The organism is Curtobacterium sp. MCSS17_007 (assembly GCF_003234175.2).
In the GTDB taxonomy this organism is placed as follows: Bacteria; Actinomycetota; Actinomycetes; order Actinomycetales; family Microbacteriaceae; genus Curtobacterium.
Map to the genome: position 1 here is coordinate 1,813,301 of NZ_CP126257.1, position 18,182 is coordinate 1,831,482.

10 protein-coding genes and 1 pseudogene are annotated in these 18,182 nt (G+C 73.1%); 1 reads left to right on the top strand and 10 read right to left on the bottom strand.

The features are described 5' to 3' along the window. Window position 1: 1 nt before the first annotated feature. Window positions 2-973 (bottom strand): FKBP-type peptidyl-prolyl cis-trans isomerase, encoded by a 972-nt coding sequence (locus DEJ22_RS08530; RefSeq protein WP_111226163.1) that lies wholly within the window; start codon window positions 971-973, stop codon window positions 2-4. 6 nt (window positions 974-979) lie between these two features. Beyond that, window positions 980-1,456 (bottom strand): OsmC family protein, encoded by a 477-nt coding sequence (locus tag DEJ22_RS08535; protein ID WP_111226164.1) that lies wholly within the window; start codon window positions 1,454-1,456, stop codon window positions 980-982. A 104-nt stretch (window positions 1,457-1,560) separates the two neighbouring features. On the opposite strand from DEJ22_RS08535, the gene DEJ22_RS08540 reads away from it, so the two are divergent. After that, window positions 1,561-2,553 (top strand): asparaginase, encoded by a 993-nt coding sequence (locus DEJ22_RS08540; protein WP_111226435.1) that lies wholly within the window; start codon window positions 1,561-1,563, stop codon window positions 2,551-2,553. An 88-nt stretch (window positions 2,554-2,641) separates the two neighbouring features. Here the strand turns inward: DEJ22_RS08540 and DEJ22_RS08545 are convergent, their stop codons facing one another. From DEJ22_RS08545 to DEJ22_RS08575, 8 genes and pseudogenes are all read right to left on the bottom strand, one after another. Further along, window positions 2,642-3,643, bottom strand: a complete 1,002-nt coding sequence (locus DEJ22_RS08545) for a hypothetical protein (protein WP_111226165.1) — start codon at window positions 3,641-3,643, stop codon at window positions 2,642-2,644. A gap of 156 nt (window positions 3,644-3,799) precedes the next feature. Next, window positions 3,800-5,785 (bottom strand): FHA domain-containing protein, encoded by a 1,986-nt coding sequence (locus tag DEJ22_RS08550; RefSeq protein ID WP_146241673.1) that lies wholly within the window; start codon window positions 5,783-5,785, stop codon window positions 3,800-3,802. A gap of 45 nt (window positions 5,786-5,830) precedes the next feature. After that, a pseudogene (locus tag DEJ22_RS15835) lies at window positions 5,831-5,899 on the bottom strand (zinc-ribbon domain-containing protein); the annotation flags it as partial. Beyond that, window positions 5,896-8,310 (bottom strand): transglutaminase TgpA family protein, encoded by a 2,415-nt coding sequence (locus tag DEJ22_RS08555; protein WP_111226167.1) that lies wholly within the window; start codon window positions 8,308-8,310, stop codon window positions 5,896-5,898. The pseudogene DEJ22_RS15835 and the gene DEJ22_RS08555, both read right to left, overlap by 4 nt. Before the next feature lie 74 nt (window positions 8,311-8,384). Next, window positions 8,385-9,794, bottom strand: a complete 1,410-nt coding sequence (locus DEJ22_RS08560) for a DUF58 domain-containing protein (RefSeq protein WP_111226168.1) — start codon at window positions 9,792-9,794, stop codon at window positions 8,385-8,387. After that, on the bottom strand, window positions 9,791-10,762 hold the full coding sequence (locus DEJ22_RS08565) for an AAA family ATPase (protein ID WP_111226169.1): 972 nt from the start codon (window positions 10,760-10,762) through the stop codon (window positions 9,791-9,793). The genes DEJ22_RS08560 and DEJ22_RS08565 overlap by 4 nt, the downstream gene beginning before the upstream one ends. Window positions 10,763-10,815: 53 nt before the next feature. Then, on the bottom strand, window positions 10,816-16,647 hold the full coding sequence (locus DEJ22_RS08570) for an Ig-like domain-containing protein (RefSeq protein ID WP_111226170.1): 5,832 nt from the start codon (window positions 16,645-16,647) through the stop codon (window positions 10,816-10,818). Next, window positions 16,644-18,053 (bottom strand): serine/threonine-protein kinase, encoded by a 1,410-nt coding sequence (locus tag DEJ22_RS08575; protein WP_181430672.1) that lies wholly within the window; start codon window positions 18,051-18,053, stop codon window positions 16,644-16,646. The genes DEJ22_RS08570 and DEJ22_RS08575 overlap by 4 nt, the downstream gene beginning before the upstream one ends. Window positions 18,054-18,182: the final 129 nt, after the last annotated feature.

Sequence of the window (18,182 nt, forward strand, 5' to 3'; positions counted from 1 at the left end):
GTCAGCCCTTGGCGAGGATGTCGACGACGAAGACGAGCGACGCGTCCTTCGGGATTCCCGAGCCCTCGGGCGGGTTGGCGCCGTAGGCGTCCTCCGGCGTGGTGACGATGAGCACCTGCGAGCCGACCTTCTGGCCGACGAGTCCGGTCACGAAGCCCTTGATGAGGGAGCTCTCGGAGACGGTGAAGGTCGTCGGGGTGCCCTTCGACCAGGACGAGTCGAACTCCTTGCCGCCGTCGAGCTGGACGCCCTTGTACTGCACCAGCGCGGTGTCGCCGTTCGCGATCGTCTCGCCGTCGCCCTGCTTGAGCACCTCGACCTCGGTCTTCGAGGGCGCCTTCGCACCGGACGGGATGGTGATCTCGGGCTCGCCGTCGGCCTTGTCCTGCACGGTCGGCAGCGAGGGGTCCTGCTGCTGCGGGGTGCCGGTCGCCTTGGTCGGCGTCTGGGCGATGACGTCGGCGACCACGACGATCTCGCCGCCGGTCGTGAAACCGAGCGACGCGGACTGACCGACGGCCGCGACCCGGTCGCCGACCTTCGTGCACGCGAGGAGGGCGCCGAAGCCGGTGCCGCCGACCGACAGCACCTGCGGGTTGCCCTGGTCGAAGCCGACCGCGCCGAGCTTCGACGCGTCCGACGCCTTGTAGACGGCGTAGGAGACCTGGGCGAACTCGCCGTCCTCGAGGGCCTTGCCGGAGCCCTCGACGAGGGTGGTCGCCTGCGGCTCCTTCGCGCTGATGCCCTTGTCGAACGTCACCTCCGGTGCCTGGTCGCCGCCGACGGCCCCGCTGACCTCGATCGACTTCGAGGCGGACCCCGACTCCGGGCACGACGAGATGGGCGTCGCGGTGGCACTCGCCGACGCGCTGGGCGATGCCGAGGCGTCACCCGAGCCGTTCCCGGAGCAGGCGGCGAGTCCCAGCACGACGGCGGGGACGATGGCGATCGGGAGCAGACGGAGACGCTTCACGGGGACCTATCCTGCCGTACGGACCTTGGTGACGGGCGTGTGGTGGACGGGGAACGCCACCGAGCGGGCGATGAAGCAGAGCCGGTTCGCCTCGGCGTGCGCGGCCTCGGCGTCGGCCACGCGGTCGGCCTCGAGCACGGTGACCACCGGACGCAGCGTCACGGAGGTGAGCTCGCCGGTGCCGTCCCGGTGGACGTCGAGGGACGCCGTGGCGGTGTCCTCGTAGTCGACGACCGTGAAGCCCTGCTGCACGGCGACGTACAGGTAGCTCATCATGTGGCACTGCGTGAGGGCGGCGAGCACCAGTTCCTCCGGGTTCCACCGGTCGCGGTCACCGCGGAACGCGGGATCGGCAGACCCGGCGATGCCCGCCTTGCCGTCGGCGAGCACGTCGTGGTCGCGCCCGTAGTCGCGGTACCCGCTCGTACCGGTACCGCGGTCACCGGTCCAGCGGACGGAGACCTCGTAGGTGTGGTCGGTCACGGTGCGCTCCTTCGTGCTCGTGTAGGTCGTCCGGCGTGCTCGTGCGGGTCGTCCGGCCCGACGCGGCGGCTCGCGGCTCGCGGTCGGCTCGCTACGATGACGACATGACGGTGAGCCCCGACGTCCGAACCGACCGCCATCCTCTCACCGCCGAGGGCTCCGTCGAGCTCGCGGTACTCGACCGGAACGGTTTCGACGAGAGTCGGCACATCGGTGCCGGTGTCGTCGTCGCCGCGGACGGCAGCGTGCTCGACGCAGTGGGCGACATCGGCGCGAGCATCTACCCGCGATCGACGATGAAGCCGTTCCAGGCCCTCGCGATCCGCCGCGCCGGTGCGTCCTTCAGTGACGAGGAACTCGTCCTCACCACCGCGAGCCACGCGGGGACCGCCGCGCACCAGGCGCTCGCGCTGCACATGCTCGAGTCCTTCGACCACCAGGAGGCCGACCTCGGGTGTCCGCCGGACCTGCCCTTCGACCGGGCCACGGCCCGCACCATGACGGGTCCGCGGCGCCTGGCGATGAACTGCTCCGGCAAGCACGCGGGCATGCTCGCCGCCTGTCGCGTCAACGGCTGGGACGAGGCGAGCTACCTCGACGTGGCGCACCCGCTCCAGCAGCGCGTCCGGGAGACCGTCGAGGAGTACACGGGCGAGGTCGTCGACGTCGTCGGCACCGACGGCTGCGGCGCCCCGGTCTTCCCGCTGACCCTGAGCGGACTCGCACGGGGCTTCGCCGGCGTCGTCGCCCGATCCGACCAGGACACCGCGGCGCTCGTCGATGCCGTGCTCGACCACCCGTGGGCGATCGACGGCGTCGGACGCGCGAACACCGTGACGATCGAGCGCCTGCGGGTGCTCGCGAAGTTCGGTGCCGAGGGGGTCATGGTGATGGGCCTCCCCGGTGGAGCGGCCGTGGCGGTCAAGACCCTGGACGGCTCGCAGCGTGCGGGCACGCTCGCGGCGCTCACGCTCCTCGAACGGAACGGTCTGGTCGACGCCGCGGGTGTCGCGGACGTGATGGCGGCGACCGGCGAGCAGGTGCTCGGCGGCGGAGTGCCCGTCGGCACGGTGCGAGCGGGTGCCGGTCTGCGCTGAACGGTAGCGTCCGTCGGGCGTCGGCCACGCGTGTTCGGCCCCGGGCCTCCGGACCCCGACCCGTCTGCCGCGATCCGTCCGAGCCGACTCAACCGGGCTCGACCCGACCGGCACCGGCGAGACCGGCATGGCCCCGACCGGCATCGACCCGTCCGGCGTCGGCCGCCTCGGTCAGGACGGGCAGCACCGGCTCGATCGTGGTCCAGCGTGCCCCCGACCGGTCCTGGACCCGGCAACCGTGCCGCGAGACCTCGACGAGGTGGTCCCACTGCCTGGGCAGCAGGTGGAGGCCCGGCACGAGGACGACGGTCAGGAGTGGTCCCCCGTCGGGCTCGAGCCGGACGGCGACCGCCGTGCCGTCCGGCAACGCGGGGCTCTCCGCTCCGGTCACCGCCCCTCGACCGACTCCCGGCCCGAAGGCCTCCCGCACCTCGACCGCGGTGCCGCCCGGAGCGCTCCCGTCGAGCACGGTGAGCTGCGTGGCGATCGCGGCGAACACCGCATCGGCCAGCGCTCCGACGCCCACGACGACCAGGTGACAGGTGCCGTCCGCACCCGTCGAGACCCGGACCGGCCGGCCGTCGGCCGTCCGCCCGAGCGAGATCACGCCCCGTCGCCGCTCCTCCTCGGGATCGCTGAACGGGGCCGCTTCGAGACGGTCCGCGCCGCGCTGGTCCGCGCTGGCCTCGTCTGCGCTGGCCTCGTCTGCGCTGGCCTCGTCTGCGCTGGCCTCGTCTGCGCTGGCCTCGTCTGCGCTGGGTCGGTGCGCGCCGTCCGGCTCAGCGCCGGTCGTGCCGGCACCGAGCGGATCGGCGCCGAGCCGGCCTGTGTCGACCGGGCCGGCGGCGAGCGGGTCCGCGTCAGGCGTCGCTGTCGCGAACGGGTCCGCACCGAGTGGGTCGATCAGGGGTGCGGAGCCTGTCTCGACCGAGGGCGCCGTCCGGACGACCAACACGTCGAGCCCGCCGCAGCACGCGGCCGCCACGAGCAGCACCACTCGCGCCGTTCCCGGTACGTCACCGAGCACGCCGAGGGCCGCGAGCAGGAGGGCGGCTCCGACGAGGCAACAGCGAGCGGCGAACGGGGACACGTGCAGAGCGAAGCAGCTCGGCGCTCCCCGTCGTGCGGAGGTGTGGTGCCTGTGGGTGGACCAGCGCCCCTCGTGATCCTGTGCAGGAACCGCTGGGAGCGACGGCCGGCGCGGAGAGGGCCGGCGCGGCGGGCAACCGCGTCCGTCGACGGGCGGTCACTGCACGAGGAAGAACTGCTCCCCGATGTCGACTCGTGCCCCACGCTCGACGCGGTAGCGACGCCCTGGCTCGCACCGCCGGATGCTGCCGTCGATGTGCCGGATCACCGTGCCGTTGCCGGAGAAGCGATCGGACACCCACAGGTCGTCGGCGTCGCGACCGAGCTCGAGGTGCGTCTTCGACACCGACTTGCCCGGGTCGTGAACCGTGAGCAGGTCGTCGAACCGCTCGCCCGGTTGCGGACGAGGCAGGCGTCCGAGCAACCCGGTGCCTCGGACGGCAGAGCGCTCACCCGTGCTGAAGTGCAGGACGAAGGGGGCGTTCGTCGCGCTCGCCTCGACGATGCGGGTCTCCTCGACGTCCTCGTCGTCGTCGGGAGCTGCCTCGCCGCTCGTCGGGGCGGTCGACTGCCCGACGGCGGGGAGCACCGGACCGGTCGCGCCCGGCATCGGCGGGAGCGGTTCCGCGGTCGGCAGCGGCGGGAGCGGTGCCGCGGTCGGCAGCGGCGAGAACGGTTCCGCGGTCGGCAGCGGCGGGAGCGGTGCGGCGGTCGGCACCTGCGGGGCTGCGTCGGCACCGTGGCGGGGTGCGGACGAAGGGACTGTCGGCGACGCAGGAGCTGCCGGCGCCCCCGTGGCGGCGTCGCCGGCAGGGTCGGCCGCGGCCGCGGCCGCGGCTGCAGCTGCGGCCCGGCGACGGCGCCCGGGGAGACGCAGTCCCGATGTTCGCGGCACCGGCGTGCGCGGTGTCGTGTCGGGCGCGACCGGGACGTCGGCATCGCCGACGCCGTCGCTCGGTGGCGCGGCCTCGTCTCCCGGGAGGTCCGACCGCAGCCCACGGCGCTGCTCACTCGGTGCCCCGTTGCTCGGGACATCGCCGCGCGCTCCGTCCGCGCGCAGTTCGGCTCCGGGCTCTTCGTCACCGGGCTGTTCGTCGCCGAGCTGTTCGTCGCCGGACTGTTCGTCGCCGGGCTGTTCGTCGCCGGGCTGTTCGTCGCTGGACAGTTCTCCGTCGGCCGCCCAGTCCGGACGGGCCACCGGCAGCGGGACCACCGGTCCGGTGAAGGCCGCGGTCACCGTCGGTCGGACGGCACCGCACTCCGCGCAGAAGATGTCGTCGGGTTCGAGGGTGTGCCCGCACACCGGGCACGCGGCCGGCCCGCTCCCCGGAGCGACGAGCGGGGTCGGTGCCGGGCGGCGGTCGACGAGCGGCTCGACCACGGCCGTGTCGCCGGGCTGCGGTCGCTGGTCGGTGAGGTCGTCCTGCCGTTCCTGACCGTCGGTCGTGGTCGCCTCCGACGCGCTCCGGCCGACCCACCAGGACGGGCGCGACGGCGCGACGGGGACCTGTTGCGCGGGCGGGGCCCACACCGGCGCCTCGCGCGGTTCTGCGGGCAGAGCGGGGTCGAGGGACGCTCCACGGTCGTCGACGTCCTGACCGGCAGGCTCCTCCGCACGCGGGAGTGCCGCAGGGGCGGTGGCGCTCGCGCGGTCCTCCGCCGGAACGGGCTGTGCGTCGGGATCGAGCGACGGCTCCGGAAGGACCGTCACGTCCGACGTCGGCAGTGGCTCGCCCGCGGGGGTGGCGTCCTGGCGCTCCACGGAGCCCGGGCGCTCGACGGAGTCCGCACGGTCGGTGACGTCGGTACGGTCAGCGACGTCCGGACGGTCAGCGGGCTCGGAACCGTCACTGCCGACCAGGTCGCGGGTGCCGGGGGCGCCACGGTCCAAACGTGCCGGGGCCTGCTGTGGATCCGGCGACGGTTCGGTCGCCGCGCGCTCGGCCGTGGGGGTCCGGGGAACACGGGGAACGGATGGTCGCTCGGCCGGCACCGAGCCGCCGCGCTGGCGGTCCTCGCCCGTGAGCCACGCGCGGGTGGCGGGGTCGAGCGTCGCTTCCGGCAGCCACGCCTCGGATGCGGGGTCGGGGTGGCGGCCCTGCTGGTCCGGCTGGCGCAGCGGCGGCGGCGGCGTGTCGTCCACGGGCGCAGCCGGTGCGGGCCGGCGGTTCGCGGAGACGTTCACCGATCGCCCGCACTCACCGCAGAAGATCGCCCCGTCGGGCAGCACCGAGCCGCAGTGTTCGCATCTGATCACGGTTCGCCTCTGTCCTCACTCAGCCGTCCACGACACTCGCCGGCTTCCCGCCCATCGTAGTCACGGCCCCCGCGACGACGTTGGCCGCCACGGACCAGCAGGGCGACACCCGTCGTGCCGACCGTCCCCGTCCGCTGCGGGGTGGATGCCCGCGCGGCTCCGTGCCGGAGCGACCGGAGCGAGACGGCGTCGCGCCAGCGTTCCCGCCGCGTCCGCCCCTGTCGCAGGCTCTCGACGGCGGCCCCACTCGCCGCCCACATCCGGTCGGCGGTGGCGGCGTCGACGTCGTCCGGGCCGAAGACGGTCCGGTCGGCCAGGGCCGCGAGTCCCGCTCCGCCCTCGCCGGGCGCACCGGCGACGACCTCGCGCCGCGTGGCAGCACGCCCGACCTCGTGCCCGCGGTCGACGAGGGCGTCACGGTACTCGTCCCAGGCTCCGACGACCCGCGCACGCGGGGTGGGTGCCCGTCGCCGTCGCCGGCGGCGCACCCGCTTGAGCGTGACCACCACGGCGGACGGCAGGAGCACGAGGGCGACGAGACCGAGGGCCGCGAGCACCCACGGCAGCGCCGCGAGCAGGATCTGCAGCCACAGCGGCTGCACCGGTGGGGTGTCCCGGTCGCTCTGCGGGGGTGCCTGCTGGTCCTGGTCCTGCTGCTCGGCGGGAGGCGGCGGCACGATGGTCTCCGGCCGGGTGACGGGTTGCGGCGTCTGGTCCTGCTCGTCCGGGATCTCCCGCACCACGGGGTTCGGGTTGATCGTCACCCAGCCCCACTGGGCGGTGTCCACCTCGACCCGCGCGGTGACGTCCGAGCCACGGAGCGTCGTCGTGCCGCCAGGGCCACCGCCGGACGTCGCTCCCCCGGAGTCGCCGCCGGGGGTGAACCCCATCACGACCCGCGCCGGGAACCCGAGTTCCCGAGCCATCAGCGCGGCGGCGACGGCGTACTGCTCCTGGTCGCCGATCATGAGCGGCGAGGTGAGGAGCTCCTGGATGCGGTCGGCGCCGTGCCCCGAGCGGCTCGCGCGGTCGTCGCCGACCCCGTGGCTGACGTACCCGGAGCGCTTGAGCGCCGCGATCGCCGCCACGAGCTTCGCACCGTCGGTCGCCGCATCGCCGGTCGTCGCCTCGACACGCTCCCGGACGGCGTCCGGCACACCGGTGGGCGCCGGCACGTCGGCCGGGCCCGGTCGTGCCGTCGCCAGCTGCTCGTCGCTCGGCTGGTCCGGGAGGACGGCCTCGAGGTCGTACCGCGTGCCGGCTCCGACGCCGCCGACCACCGCCCCCGTGGCGGTGGACCGGTTGTAGAAGAAGGCGCCGCGGTCACGGGCCGCTCCGGCTCCGCGGAACGAGACCGACTCGAGGTCCCCGACCGTCGGCAGCCAGACCCCACGGTAGCGGTCGACGTCCACCCCGACCCGGACGTCGCTCCCTCGGACACCGCTGACGTCGACTGCCGTCGGCACCCGTTCGAACGTGCCCGAAGCAGCGGAGCCGTCCTCCCCGCCGACCCGGTAGACGACGCCGTCGTAGGTGTCCAGTGTCGCGATCCTCACGAAGCCACCCGCGGGCAGCCCGGACACACGCAGCTGCGTCGCCTCCGCCGCATCGGGTTCCTCGTACGACCGGAACGCGCTCAGCGGGCTCACCTCGTCGCGCGGGTCGAACGGCTTCACGACGTCGGTGCGCGCGACGGTGCGCGCGACCGTCGGCGGCGCGACGAGTCCGAGCCCGGTCGCGACCACCGCGGCGACGAGGATCGTCCCGGTCCCCACGAGCGCAGGACGCGCCACCGACCGCCACACCGGCACGGGCGTGCCGACCGTGGTCGCCACCGCGACCGCACGGCGCAGGTGTCGCACCGTGAGCGCCCAGACGAGGGCGACACCGCCGAGCCCGACCGCGGTCACCACCGAGACGTCGAGACGGCTCGGTCCCACGACGACGCCCGCCGCGAACAGCAGGAGCGCGGGGACGCTCGCGAGTTCCGGACGGGAGGCGCGGGTCACCAGGCTGACGGCGGCCACCGTCGCGACGAGCGTCGTCACGAAGTAGGGCACGAGCAACGACTCGTACGACCCGACCGGGAGGCTGATGGTCACGAGCCGCTTCCAGTCGAGCGCGACCCCGGCGAAGAGGTCGACCAGACCGGAGCCGGTGGGCAGGAGCCCCGCGGCCTGCGCCGGGACCGCCGCCGGCACGCCGGTCAGGGCGAAGACGGCGACGGTCGACGCGCCGACCGCCACGGCGGGCAGGCGCGCGGCCGTGCCGACGAGGGCGACGACGGTACCCGCGACCACCGCGGTGACGCCGGCGGTGATCATCGACCCGTCGCGGTGCACCGGCCACCACGCCGTGCTCGCGACGGCGACCAGGAGCCAGACGACGAGCGTCCCACCCGCGTGACGCATCGGTGCGCGCCGCCGGTCGGAACGACGCTCCGCCCGTCGTGTCCGCCGCCGTGTCGGCGCGGTCGACGGAGCGCTCATGCTGCCGCCGATCGGTGCAGCGCCTGGCGCAGGTCCTCCAGGTAGCCGATCGTCACGACGGTCAGGCCGGCGATGCGGAGGAACCGCGGCTGGGCCTCCGGCTCGCACGTCACCGCCACGACCTCCACCCCGACCGGGAACCGCGTCGCCGCGAGCCGCAGGGCGGACAGTCCGACCGTGGAACCGACCACCAGGAAGGCGACGGAGATGCCGGCGGTGTCGGACCCGACGATCCGCGCGACCTCCGCGATCGGCAGGCAGGCGTCCGACAGACCGACCGTGGCGAACTCGTCGAGGAGTCGTGTCGGTGTGACCGTCGGGAGCGGGTGCACCGCGCGGACCGGGCGCTTCGCGTACTCGGGCGTGCGCTCGGACACGACGACCGAGACCTCGCGGCCGTCCCGCACGGCTCGTGTGCCGAGGGAGGCCGCGGCGCTCACCGCGAGCTCGAACTCGTCCTCGTCCGCATACTCGGTGCGACCGGTGGCGAGCGCGACGACGAGGTGCGAGCGCCGTGTGTCCTCGAACTGCCGCACCATGAGCGATCCGGACTTCGCAGTCGACTTCCAGTGGATCGTCCGGGGGTCGTCGCCCGGCATGTACTCGCGGATGGCGTGGAAGGCGATGTCCGCCGGCGAGAGGTCCGTCGTCGCCTGCCCCTCGAGGTCGCGCACGAGGCCCGTGCTCGTGGACGGGATCGCGATCGTGCGCGGGTGGACGATGACCTGTTCCCGGGCGGTCCACACCACCTCGCGCCGGACCAGTCCGACCGGGTCCGCCCGAACGCCGGTGACCGGCCCGACGTCGAGGACGCCCCGCCGAGCCGTCGGCACGGGCACCTGTCGCTCGAAGGCGCCCTGTGGTGGGACGGCCGGGATCGCGACGTCGACGAGACCAGCGCCGACCGGGACCTCGACGGTGGTCGGTACGGACGGCAGGCGCGCGGGGTTCTCCGCCGTCACGACGACCCCTGCGTCGTCACCGACGGCGACCCGGTGCTGCGGCAGCCGCATGCGGACCAGCAGCCGTGAGCGGCCGATGAGGGCGATCGCGGCGACCGCCACGAGGACCGCGCCGGCGAAGCCCACCACGACGACCTCGCGCAGCCCGTAGCGGTACCCGACGACGAACGCCAGGAGCGTGACGGCGGCGACCGTCCATCCCAGGCCGGTGACCACCGAGGCGAGCTCCGCCCACCCGCGGAGGACGAGCCTCCAGAACGAGGTCCATGCCTTCGCTGCACCGACGACGGCGTCCGCGGCCACGCCCTCGCGGTCCCCGACGAGCCGGGTGCGGACGTTGGTGAGGCCGGCGACGGTGCTCGTCCGGTCCGGCACGGCCGCGCCGCGGCGCGACCGTGTCGCCGCGCGCTGCGACCGGGTGACGCTCGGACGGTGGTCGGTCACGACACCGCTCGGTCGGTCGGCGGCGGGGTCTCGACCAGGAGCTGCGCGACGACGCTGGTGGCGCTCACGCCGTCGAACTCCGCCTCGGCGTCGAGCACGAGACGGTGGGCGAGCACCGGCACGGCCAGCGCCTTGACGTCGTCCGGTGTGACGTAGTGCCGCCCCTGCACCGCAGCGTGGACGCGGGCCGCACGGACCAGACCCATGGCGCCGCGCACGCTGACGCCGAGTCGGACCTCGCTCGCGGCACGGGTGGCGTCCACCAGACGGGCGACGTAGTCGGCGATCGTCGGGTCGACGTGCACCGTGCGCGCGAGGGCGGCCATCTCGGTCACCGTCGCCGCGGGGACGACGCTCGCGAGCGGGACCGACGCCGACGGCGCCGAGGAGGATTCGAGGATGCGCACCGTCGCGGCGTGGTCGGGGTACCCGATGGAGGTGCGCATGAGGAAGCGGTCGAGCTGCGCCTCCGGCAGGCGGTAGGTGCCGGCCTGCTCGACGGGGTTCTGGGTCGCGATGACCATGAACGGCGCGGCGAGCCGGTGGTTGACGCCGTCCACGGTGACCGCGGCTTCCTCCATCGCCTCGAGCAGGGCCGACTGGGTCTTGGGGCTGGCACGGTTGATCTCGTCGGCCAGCACGATGTTCGCGAAGACCGGGCCGCGGTGGAAGTCGAACTCCTGCGTGCGCTGGTCGTAGACGCTGATGCCCGTGATGTCACCGGGCAGCAGGTCGGGCGTGAACTGGATGCGGTTCGTCGACCCCTGCACGCTCTGGGCCATCGCGCGCGCGAGGCTCGTCTTGCCGGTGCCCGGGACGTCCTCGAGGAGCAGGTGCCCCTCGCTGAGCATCGCCGTGACGGCGAGACGGATCACGAACGTCTTCCCGAGGAGCACCTGCTCGACGTTGGTCACGATGCGGCCGGCGACGTCGGCGAACCAGGTGGCCTGCTCGGGGGTCATGCTCATGCGGTGGGGTCCTCGTTCTCGGGGGCGTTGCGGGGAGGTACAACTGTCACAGATCAACCGGTGGAAGACGGTGGCGGTGCAGTCCTCGCCGGCCCCGCGGTGTACTCGTACACATCTTGTTGACCGCCGATCATCACTGTGATGCGAACGCGGGTCGTCACGAGAGGCGAGAGGGGGTTCGTCGGAACGACCGAGGTCGTCGTGTAAGGGCGCTGCTCATCGTCGAGCTTCTCACCGTCGAATTCGACGACGTAAGTCGGCACGAGCCCGCCGTTCTGAGGATCCGTGACGGACAGCGGCTTGCCTTCTTCTGCTTGCACCGCGCTCGGCCGCGTAAGCACAGGCGTGACCGGATCGGACGCGGGGGACGCTGTCCCACAGTACGAGTCGCTCGGCCCACGACATCCCTGGACCGAAACGCGGACCGGGGTCCCGTAGCCCAGGGCATCGGTCGGAGTCGACGGCTCGTCCACCCAAGAGCCCCCGTTGTACCGGACGCGGTAGTGATCAGCCGTGCCGGACTGCACGCCGCGAGTATCGACTTGCACCTGGTACACACCTTCCGACGTCTTCACGATCCTGACGTCCGGCGCGTTCGCCTCGCCCGGGGTCGCGTAACTGGTGACGCTTTGGGTCGCGCTGCTCACGCTGCAGAACCCGAAGGTGTTCGTAGCCACGACCACCCAGCTGGCCGAACTCCCATCCGGCACGTTCTGGTCGCGGAGGGTGCCACCCGCCGGACCCGTCGAGTCGACCTCGGTGCCTCCCGCGACAGGCCCACACGAGACAGCACCAGCAACCCTGACGAGGACGTAGCTCTGTATCGGCGCGCCTTGTCCGTCGGAAGGTGAATGGTCCACGCTCACGACGGTGCGTCCTGAGGATGCATCGGTGTACGGAATTCCGACAGAGACCGCTGTAGGAACCCCCACGGCCGTCCCCGTCGCCGACGCCTCGTTCCACTGCACGGGGCTCCCGTCACGGTCGGCGGCGTTCCGCGGCGAGACGGTCACGGTGTACTCCGCACCGCTCTGCGCTCCAGGGAAGGAGACGCTCGTCGCCGTCCCCGCGTTCCGTGCCGTCGCGAGTCCCGGGCCGGCGACCGAGACCACGTAGTTCGTCACCGCCGACCCGCCGTTCGGCGTGCTCACGGCACTCCAGCTGACGTCGAGCTGGTCGGGTGTCACGCTGCTGGGGACCACGCGCAGTCCCTTCGGCGCCGCGGGCACGAAGTCGGCACTGATCGGCGCCGAGGTCACGGACGGCTCCGAGTCGCCGACCGCGTTCCGCGCGACGACCGAGAACCGGTACGACGCCGTCGGGTCCAACCCGGTGATCGTGCACACCGTCGATGTCCCGCAGTCCTTCGCGACGCCGTTGGTCCCCTGCAGCCGGTAACCGGTGATCGGTGCGTTGTTCGCCTGCGGCGCCGACCAGGAGAGCGTCGCCCGGCCGCCCTGGAAGGTGCCCGTCCTGCTCGGTGCACCCGGTGCGTCCGGCACGTCCTGGACGGAGATCGTGACGTCGCCCCAGACGTACCGGTCGGGATCGTCGGTCGCGTCCGCGACCTGGTACTGCAGGTGCGCGTCCACCGGTTTCGCGGTGCCCGAGACCGACACCTGCAGGCGAGACCGATCGGCGCTCGGCGTCACGCTGACACCCGCGGGCAGCCCGCCCGACAGCCCGCGGATCGCCACGACGCGCAGCGGCTCGTCCGGGAAGGGGTTGGTCGGCCGGTCGTTGGCGAGGACGTCGATGGTGGACGACCGCCCCCGCTCCACCACGGCCCGGTCGGCCGCGGGCTGCACGAGCGGTCGGGTCGACCCGACGACACCGACCTGCACCACACCGGATCGACCGGCGTTGGCGTCGTCCGCGACGCCGATGCCGATGGAGGCGGTCGTGCCCTTGCGTGCGTTCTCGGCGACGCTGATCCGGAGCTGCTGGCCCTGTACCGTGGCCGTCGTGCCCGCGTCGGGTCGGCTCACCACGGAGTACCGGAGCTCACGGAGGTCGTCCGGGTACGGGTAGTCGGTCAGCTTCGTGAGGTCGATCGTCCGTGACTCCCCCGGCTGCATGTCGAGGACGGAGCCGGTGAACGCCGGCGGCTGGTTCGACCGCGGGGTCACCTTGATCGGCAGCACGAGTGTCGCGACACGGCCCTTCCCCCCGTTCGCACTCGAACCGTCGGTCACCTCGAACGAGATCGAGGCGTTGCCGTAGTAGAGCTTCGACGACGTGAACTGCAGCGTGGAACGGTCGACCACCAGGTCCTGCCCGTTCGCGTGCGTCGCCTTCACCGTCCCTCGGTCGGTGATCTGCGCGGTCCGGCCGTTCGCCGTGACGACGTACCTGTCCAGTGGGATCCGCACCGTCGCCTCGCTCCTGACGGTGATGACGCCGGCGGTCCGGTCCACCTGGGGCAGCGCGTCGTCGAACCCCGGCACGTGGATGAACCCGTACGAGACGACGTCGGGGTGGTCCGACCGGGCGACCGAGAACGGGATCACCTGTGACGCGTCGGTGAGCCGCACCGTGATTCGACGATCCGGCGTGACGCTCGCGGTGTCGCCGTACCCGTCGACGACGCCCACCCGGAGCCGCGAGGTCGAGCCCTCGGCGAAGAAGACGTTCCGCAGCACGTCGACGGTGACGCTCTGGCGCCGGAGGACGTCCTGCAGGTCGAGCGTCGTGTCCTCGACCTCCGGGCGGAGGGGCGCCGCGTCGCGGTCCACGGTCACGGTGAGGAAGGCCGTGCTCGACCCGCCGCTCGGGTTCTCCACCGTGTAGAGCACGGCGAAGTCGCCCTCGGTCGCCGAGCGCGGCGGCGTGACCCGCACCTGGCTGCGGTGCAGGACCTCCGCGCCGACACCGGACGTCGTCGGGTCGGCGGCGGTGACCCGGAGCTGGCCGCCCTCGGGGTCCGAGTCGTTCTGCAGGACCCGCACCGTGACCGACCCTCCCGGTCGGATCGTGACGTGGTCCGCCTGCGCGATCGGGTTCCCGGCCTGCTCGGCGCGGGGCGTGATGCCGATCCGAACGATCCCGGTCGCACGGGCCCCGAGGGCGTCGACGACCGTGTAGCTGAACTCGTCCGTGCCTGCGGAGTAGTCACCGGCGTCGTACGTCAGCGCGTCGGCGGCGACGTCGCTGACCGAGCCCTTGTCCGGGTTGTCAGCGACACCCACGAGCTGCACCGAGTCACCGTCGGGGTCGATGCCGTTGAGCGGGACCGTGACGCGCACCGCCTGCCCGGCGACCACGCGCGCGGTGACGGTCTCCGGGACGGGCGGGTTGTTCGTCGCTGCGTCCCGCTCGCGCACCGAGATCGAGACCGTGGCGTCGGCGTACTGACCGTCGGGGCCGGCGACCCGGTAGACGGCGGTGTGGTTGCCCGGGGTGTCCGGCGCCAGGTAGCGCAGCCGGTCGCCCGACACGAACAGCAGACCGCCGTCGCCCGGCACGTTCTGCACGAGGTCGGGGGCGAGCGTCAGGGGCTGGCCCTCCGGCTGGGTGTCGTTGGCGAGGACGTCGATCTCCGCCACGTCACCCACGCGCACCGTGGCGGAGTCCGCCTGCGCGACCGGGGGTTGGATCCGGTCGGGCTTGGGGATCTCGACCACGGTGATGGTGCCGGTGGCGGTGGCCAGACCGTTCGACTCGGTGTACCGGAACGACACGGGCCCATCGAGCGGTGCGGTCAGCGTGACGCGGACGACGTGCTGGTCGAGGACACTGGCCTGGACACCGCTCCCCCGCGGTGGCCCGTCGAGAGCCGTGACCATGAGCACCCCACCCGCCGGGTCGGTGTCGGTCGCGGTGACGTCGGTGTCCTTCGTCGACAGCGTGTTCACGAAGACGGTCTTCGGAGTGGTGATGGGCGGTGTCGAGGCGTCAGGCGGAGCGAGCACCGTGATGCGCACGACGCCGCTCGCGGTCTTCGTACCGTCGGTCACGGTGTACTCGAGCTGGTGGTCGCCCGCTCCGTCACCCTGCACCCGGAAGGTGCCCGCGTCGTAGGACGGGGTCACGATGAGACCGGCCGCGGAGGACACGCTCGTCAGCGTCACGGTGCCGTTGCCGCCACGGACGTGCGCGAGTGGGTCCACCGTGAACGCCTTGCCGGCGTAGCCCTGCGTGGCGAACGGGTCCGCGTGCAGCGGGACGCGCCCCTGCTCCGCGACGCGGACGGTCATCGCCCCGCGACCGCGTTCGCGTCCGTCGCTCACGACGAGCTGGACGGCACGCTCGCCCGTCCGGCCGCTCGCGTTGCGGAAGTCGAGCAGGCCGTCGGGCGTGGTCGACACCTGGTCGCCGTCGGCCGATGCGGACTCGAGGTACACCGGGTCGCCGTCGGGGTCCACCCAGTCGGCGAGCACGTTCGTGACGACGTGGCCGTTCTGCACGACGTCGGCGGAGGTGCTGCGGACCTGACGCGGCGGCTCGTTCTCGGAGTCCGGACGGACGGTGACGCGCACCGTCGCGGAGTCCGAACCGCCGTTGCCGTCGGTGATCGTGTACGGGAAGGAGACCGTGCCCGCCGCCTCGGCCGCGAGGGTGATCTGCAGCCGTTGCCCGTCGCCGACCACGGCGACGCTCCCGGTGGCGTCGTCGATGCTGCCGACCTCGCTGATGACGAGCGGGTCGCCGTTCGGGTCGTGGTCGTTGAGCAGGACGGGGAGGCTCGTGGTCCGGCCCGGCCGTGCACCGAGGTCGTCGTCGACCGCCACCGGCGGCTTCTGGTCCTTGTCGACCTCGGGGTCGTCGTCCGAGACCCGCTCCTGCTGCCGCTCGTCGTCCTGCTCGACCAGGTCGGCCCAGTTGTCGATGACCTGCCCGCTGCGGTCGATGGCCCAGGACCGGCCGGACCGCGGGTCGTTCGCGACCACCGTCTCGCCGTTGTGCACGATCTGCAGGTCCCCCACGTCCGCGGTCCTGGCGAGCTGCTGCAGCGCCGAACCGCGACAGGAGTCCATGGCCTGGCCGCCACCCCACGCCGCGTACGTGCAGGACCCGACGACGGCAGGACGCGCCGCCCGCCCGGAGACCCGGAGCGCCGTGCGGTCGACCTGCCCGGACGCCGTCACGCGCACGAGTCCGGCGGTTCCGGCGACGACGACCTCGGACGAGCCGTCGGAGGAACGCTGCAGAGCGGGCGCGCTGCCCACCCGGTCCCCCAGGTCCACCGTGCTCCCGTCGACGGAGAGCTCGCCGGTCGTGCGGTCGAGCACGGCCACGTGCTCACCGAACGAGGCCACCTGGAAGTCGTGGTCGCGGTCGAAGCGGACGTTCCACCGTCGCTCGACGCTCAGGCCCGCGGCGGTGACGTCGACGAGCGCGGCCCGTCCCGTGCGCGGCGAGTACACCGCGACGTGCTCGTCGGAGGCGTCGAACACGGCGTCAGCCCCGAGGGTCAGGTCGGCCTTCGTCGCCGCGTCGAAGTCGGCGAGGTCCGCCGCGGGCGTCGCCCAGAGCTCGCCGGAGTCGCCGTTCCCGACGACCGCGGTCGCACCGGCGAAGAAGACCTGCGGTGAGCCGGCCGGCAGGGTCACGGCATCGCCGACGGTCGCGTCGGCGACGTCGATCTTCGCGATCGTGCCCTTCGTCCCGTCGACGCTGTAGACGTCCGCTCCGCGCTGCAGGACCGACAGGTCGTCGCTCGGGGTCTCGACCGCCGTGTTGAGTTCGAGCACGCCGGTGTTGGCCCGACCGACCGCACCGTACTCCGCGGAGGGGACCCACACCGTCCCGTCGCCGAGGTCCACACGCTGCGTGTGGTACCCGCTGGACACCACGGCCGCGGTCGCCACGACGGCCCCCACCACCACGGAAGCACCGACGGACACGGCCGCCGAGCGGTGCTTTGCGAGGAAGGCGCCGATCACCCGGCGCCTCCGATCGTGCCGCACTGCTCAGCGCTCATCGCACCGGTCTTGCCGTCGCGGTTCACCGCCACGGTGATGCACTCCTCGGCACCGGACGTCCCGGAGACCACGAAGGTCGTCCCCGTCTGCTGTGTCGTGGCCCCGGCCGAGGTGATCACGAAGGTGTCACCGGAACGGAGCCCGGGGTCCGTCCAGCTGAAGGACACCGAGTCGGCTCCGGCCTGCGCGCGGACGTCGGACACGGTCGGGATCGACGCCGTGCCCGCCCGGCCCACCAGCAGGACCGCCACCACCGCGAGTGCCGCGACCACCACGGCCCCGGCCGAACCGATCCAGAGCAGGTTCGACCGACTGCGTCGTCGGGCGCGGGTCGCGGATCCGGTCCGGTGCACGGTGCCGACGCTCTGCACACCGACGGACGTCCCGCCCTGGACAGGACGTCGCCGCCGCCGTCGGGCGCCGACCCGCGACGGCGGCTGCAGTTCGCGCACGACCGTCCGCTCGGCGCCGGACGAGGGCGTGCTCACCGCCCAGGCCTCCACCGCGACGTCAGCGGGCGTCTGCGGGAGACCGAGCTCCGCCTCGACCTGCTGGAGACCGCGGACGAACTCCATGACGGTCGCAGGTCGAGCTGCGACCCGACGGGCCATCGCGGTCGCGAGCAGCCGCTCGAGCGAGGGCGGCACATCGGGCCGACCGGTCGGCTTCACGCCGCCCTTGTCGATGCGGTCCATGAGGTCGGCTGCGGAGTTCGCTCCACCGCGGATCTCGAAGGGGCTGCGGCCGGCGAGCAGTGACCAGACGGTCGCCGCGAGCGAGTAGACCTCTGACTGGACGGAGCCACGGGACTCGTCACCGAGCACCTCGGGCGCGGACCACGGGATGGACATGCCCACGGGCTCGTCGGGGTCGACGCTGCCGATCGTGGCCGCGATGCCGAAGTCCGACAGCACGGGGGCGCCGTAGGCCGTGCGGAGGATGTTGGACGGCTTGACGTCCCGGTGCAGGACGCCCTCGCGGTGCGCGGTCTCGAGCGCGGACCCGATCCGGACGCCGATCGCCAACACCTCGGACACGGGCACCGGCTCGCGCCGGTAGCGCTCGCTGAGCGAGGACGAGCACAGCTCCATGACGAGGTACGGGCGCCCGTCGGGAGCGATGCTCGCCTGGAACACGGTGAGGATCGACGGGTGGGTGCTGAGCCGTGCCATCAGGTTGGCCTCGGCCTGGAACATCTGCCGCACCCGGTCGTCCACGACCTCGTCGAGCAGCACCTTCACCGCGACCTGGCGACGCGGCATGTCCTGCTCGTACAGGAAGACGTCGGCGAAGCCGCCCGAGCCGAGCACGTGCACCGGGCTGAAACCCGCGATCACCGGCGGGTCGGACGGCAGGCGTCGGGCCACGTGCGTCCTCCCCTTCCCCGGCCGAGCGTCGGCCGTCCGTTCCTGGCGGCCAGGTCATTCTACGAAGCGCAGGGGCACGGCCGAGCGCACCGGGCGACGCTGTGGAGAGCCACCATCCCCCACTTCGGG

What these genes read in the sequence shown, in the direction of transcription:
- DEJ22_RS08540 (WP_111226435.1), top strand. Translation starts at nt 1,561, where the DNA reads ATGACGGTGAGCCCCGACGTCCGAACCGACCGCCATCCTCTCACCGCC.
- DEJ22_RS08555 (WP_111226167.1), bottom strand. Translation starts at nt 8,310, where the DNA reads ATGCGTCACGCGGGTGGGACGCTCGTCGTCTGGCTCCTGGTCGCCGTC.
- DEJ22_RS08565 (WP_111226169.1), bottom strand. Translation starts at nt 10,762, where the DNA reads ATGAGCATGACCCCCGAGCAGGCCACCTGGTTCGCCGACGTCGCCGGC.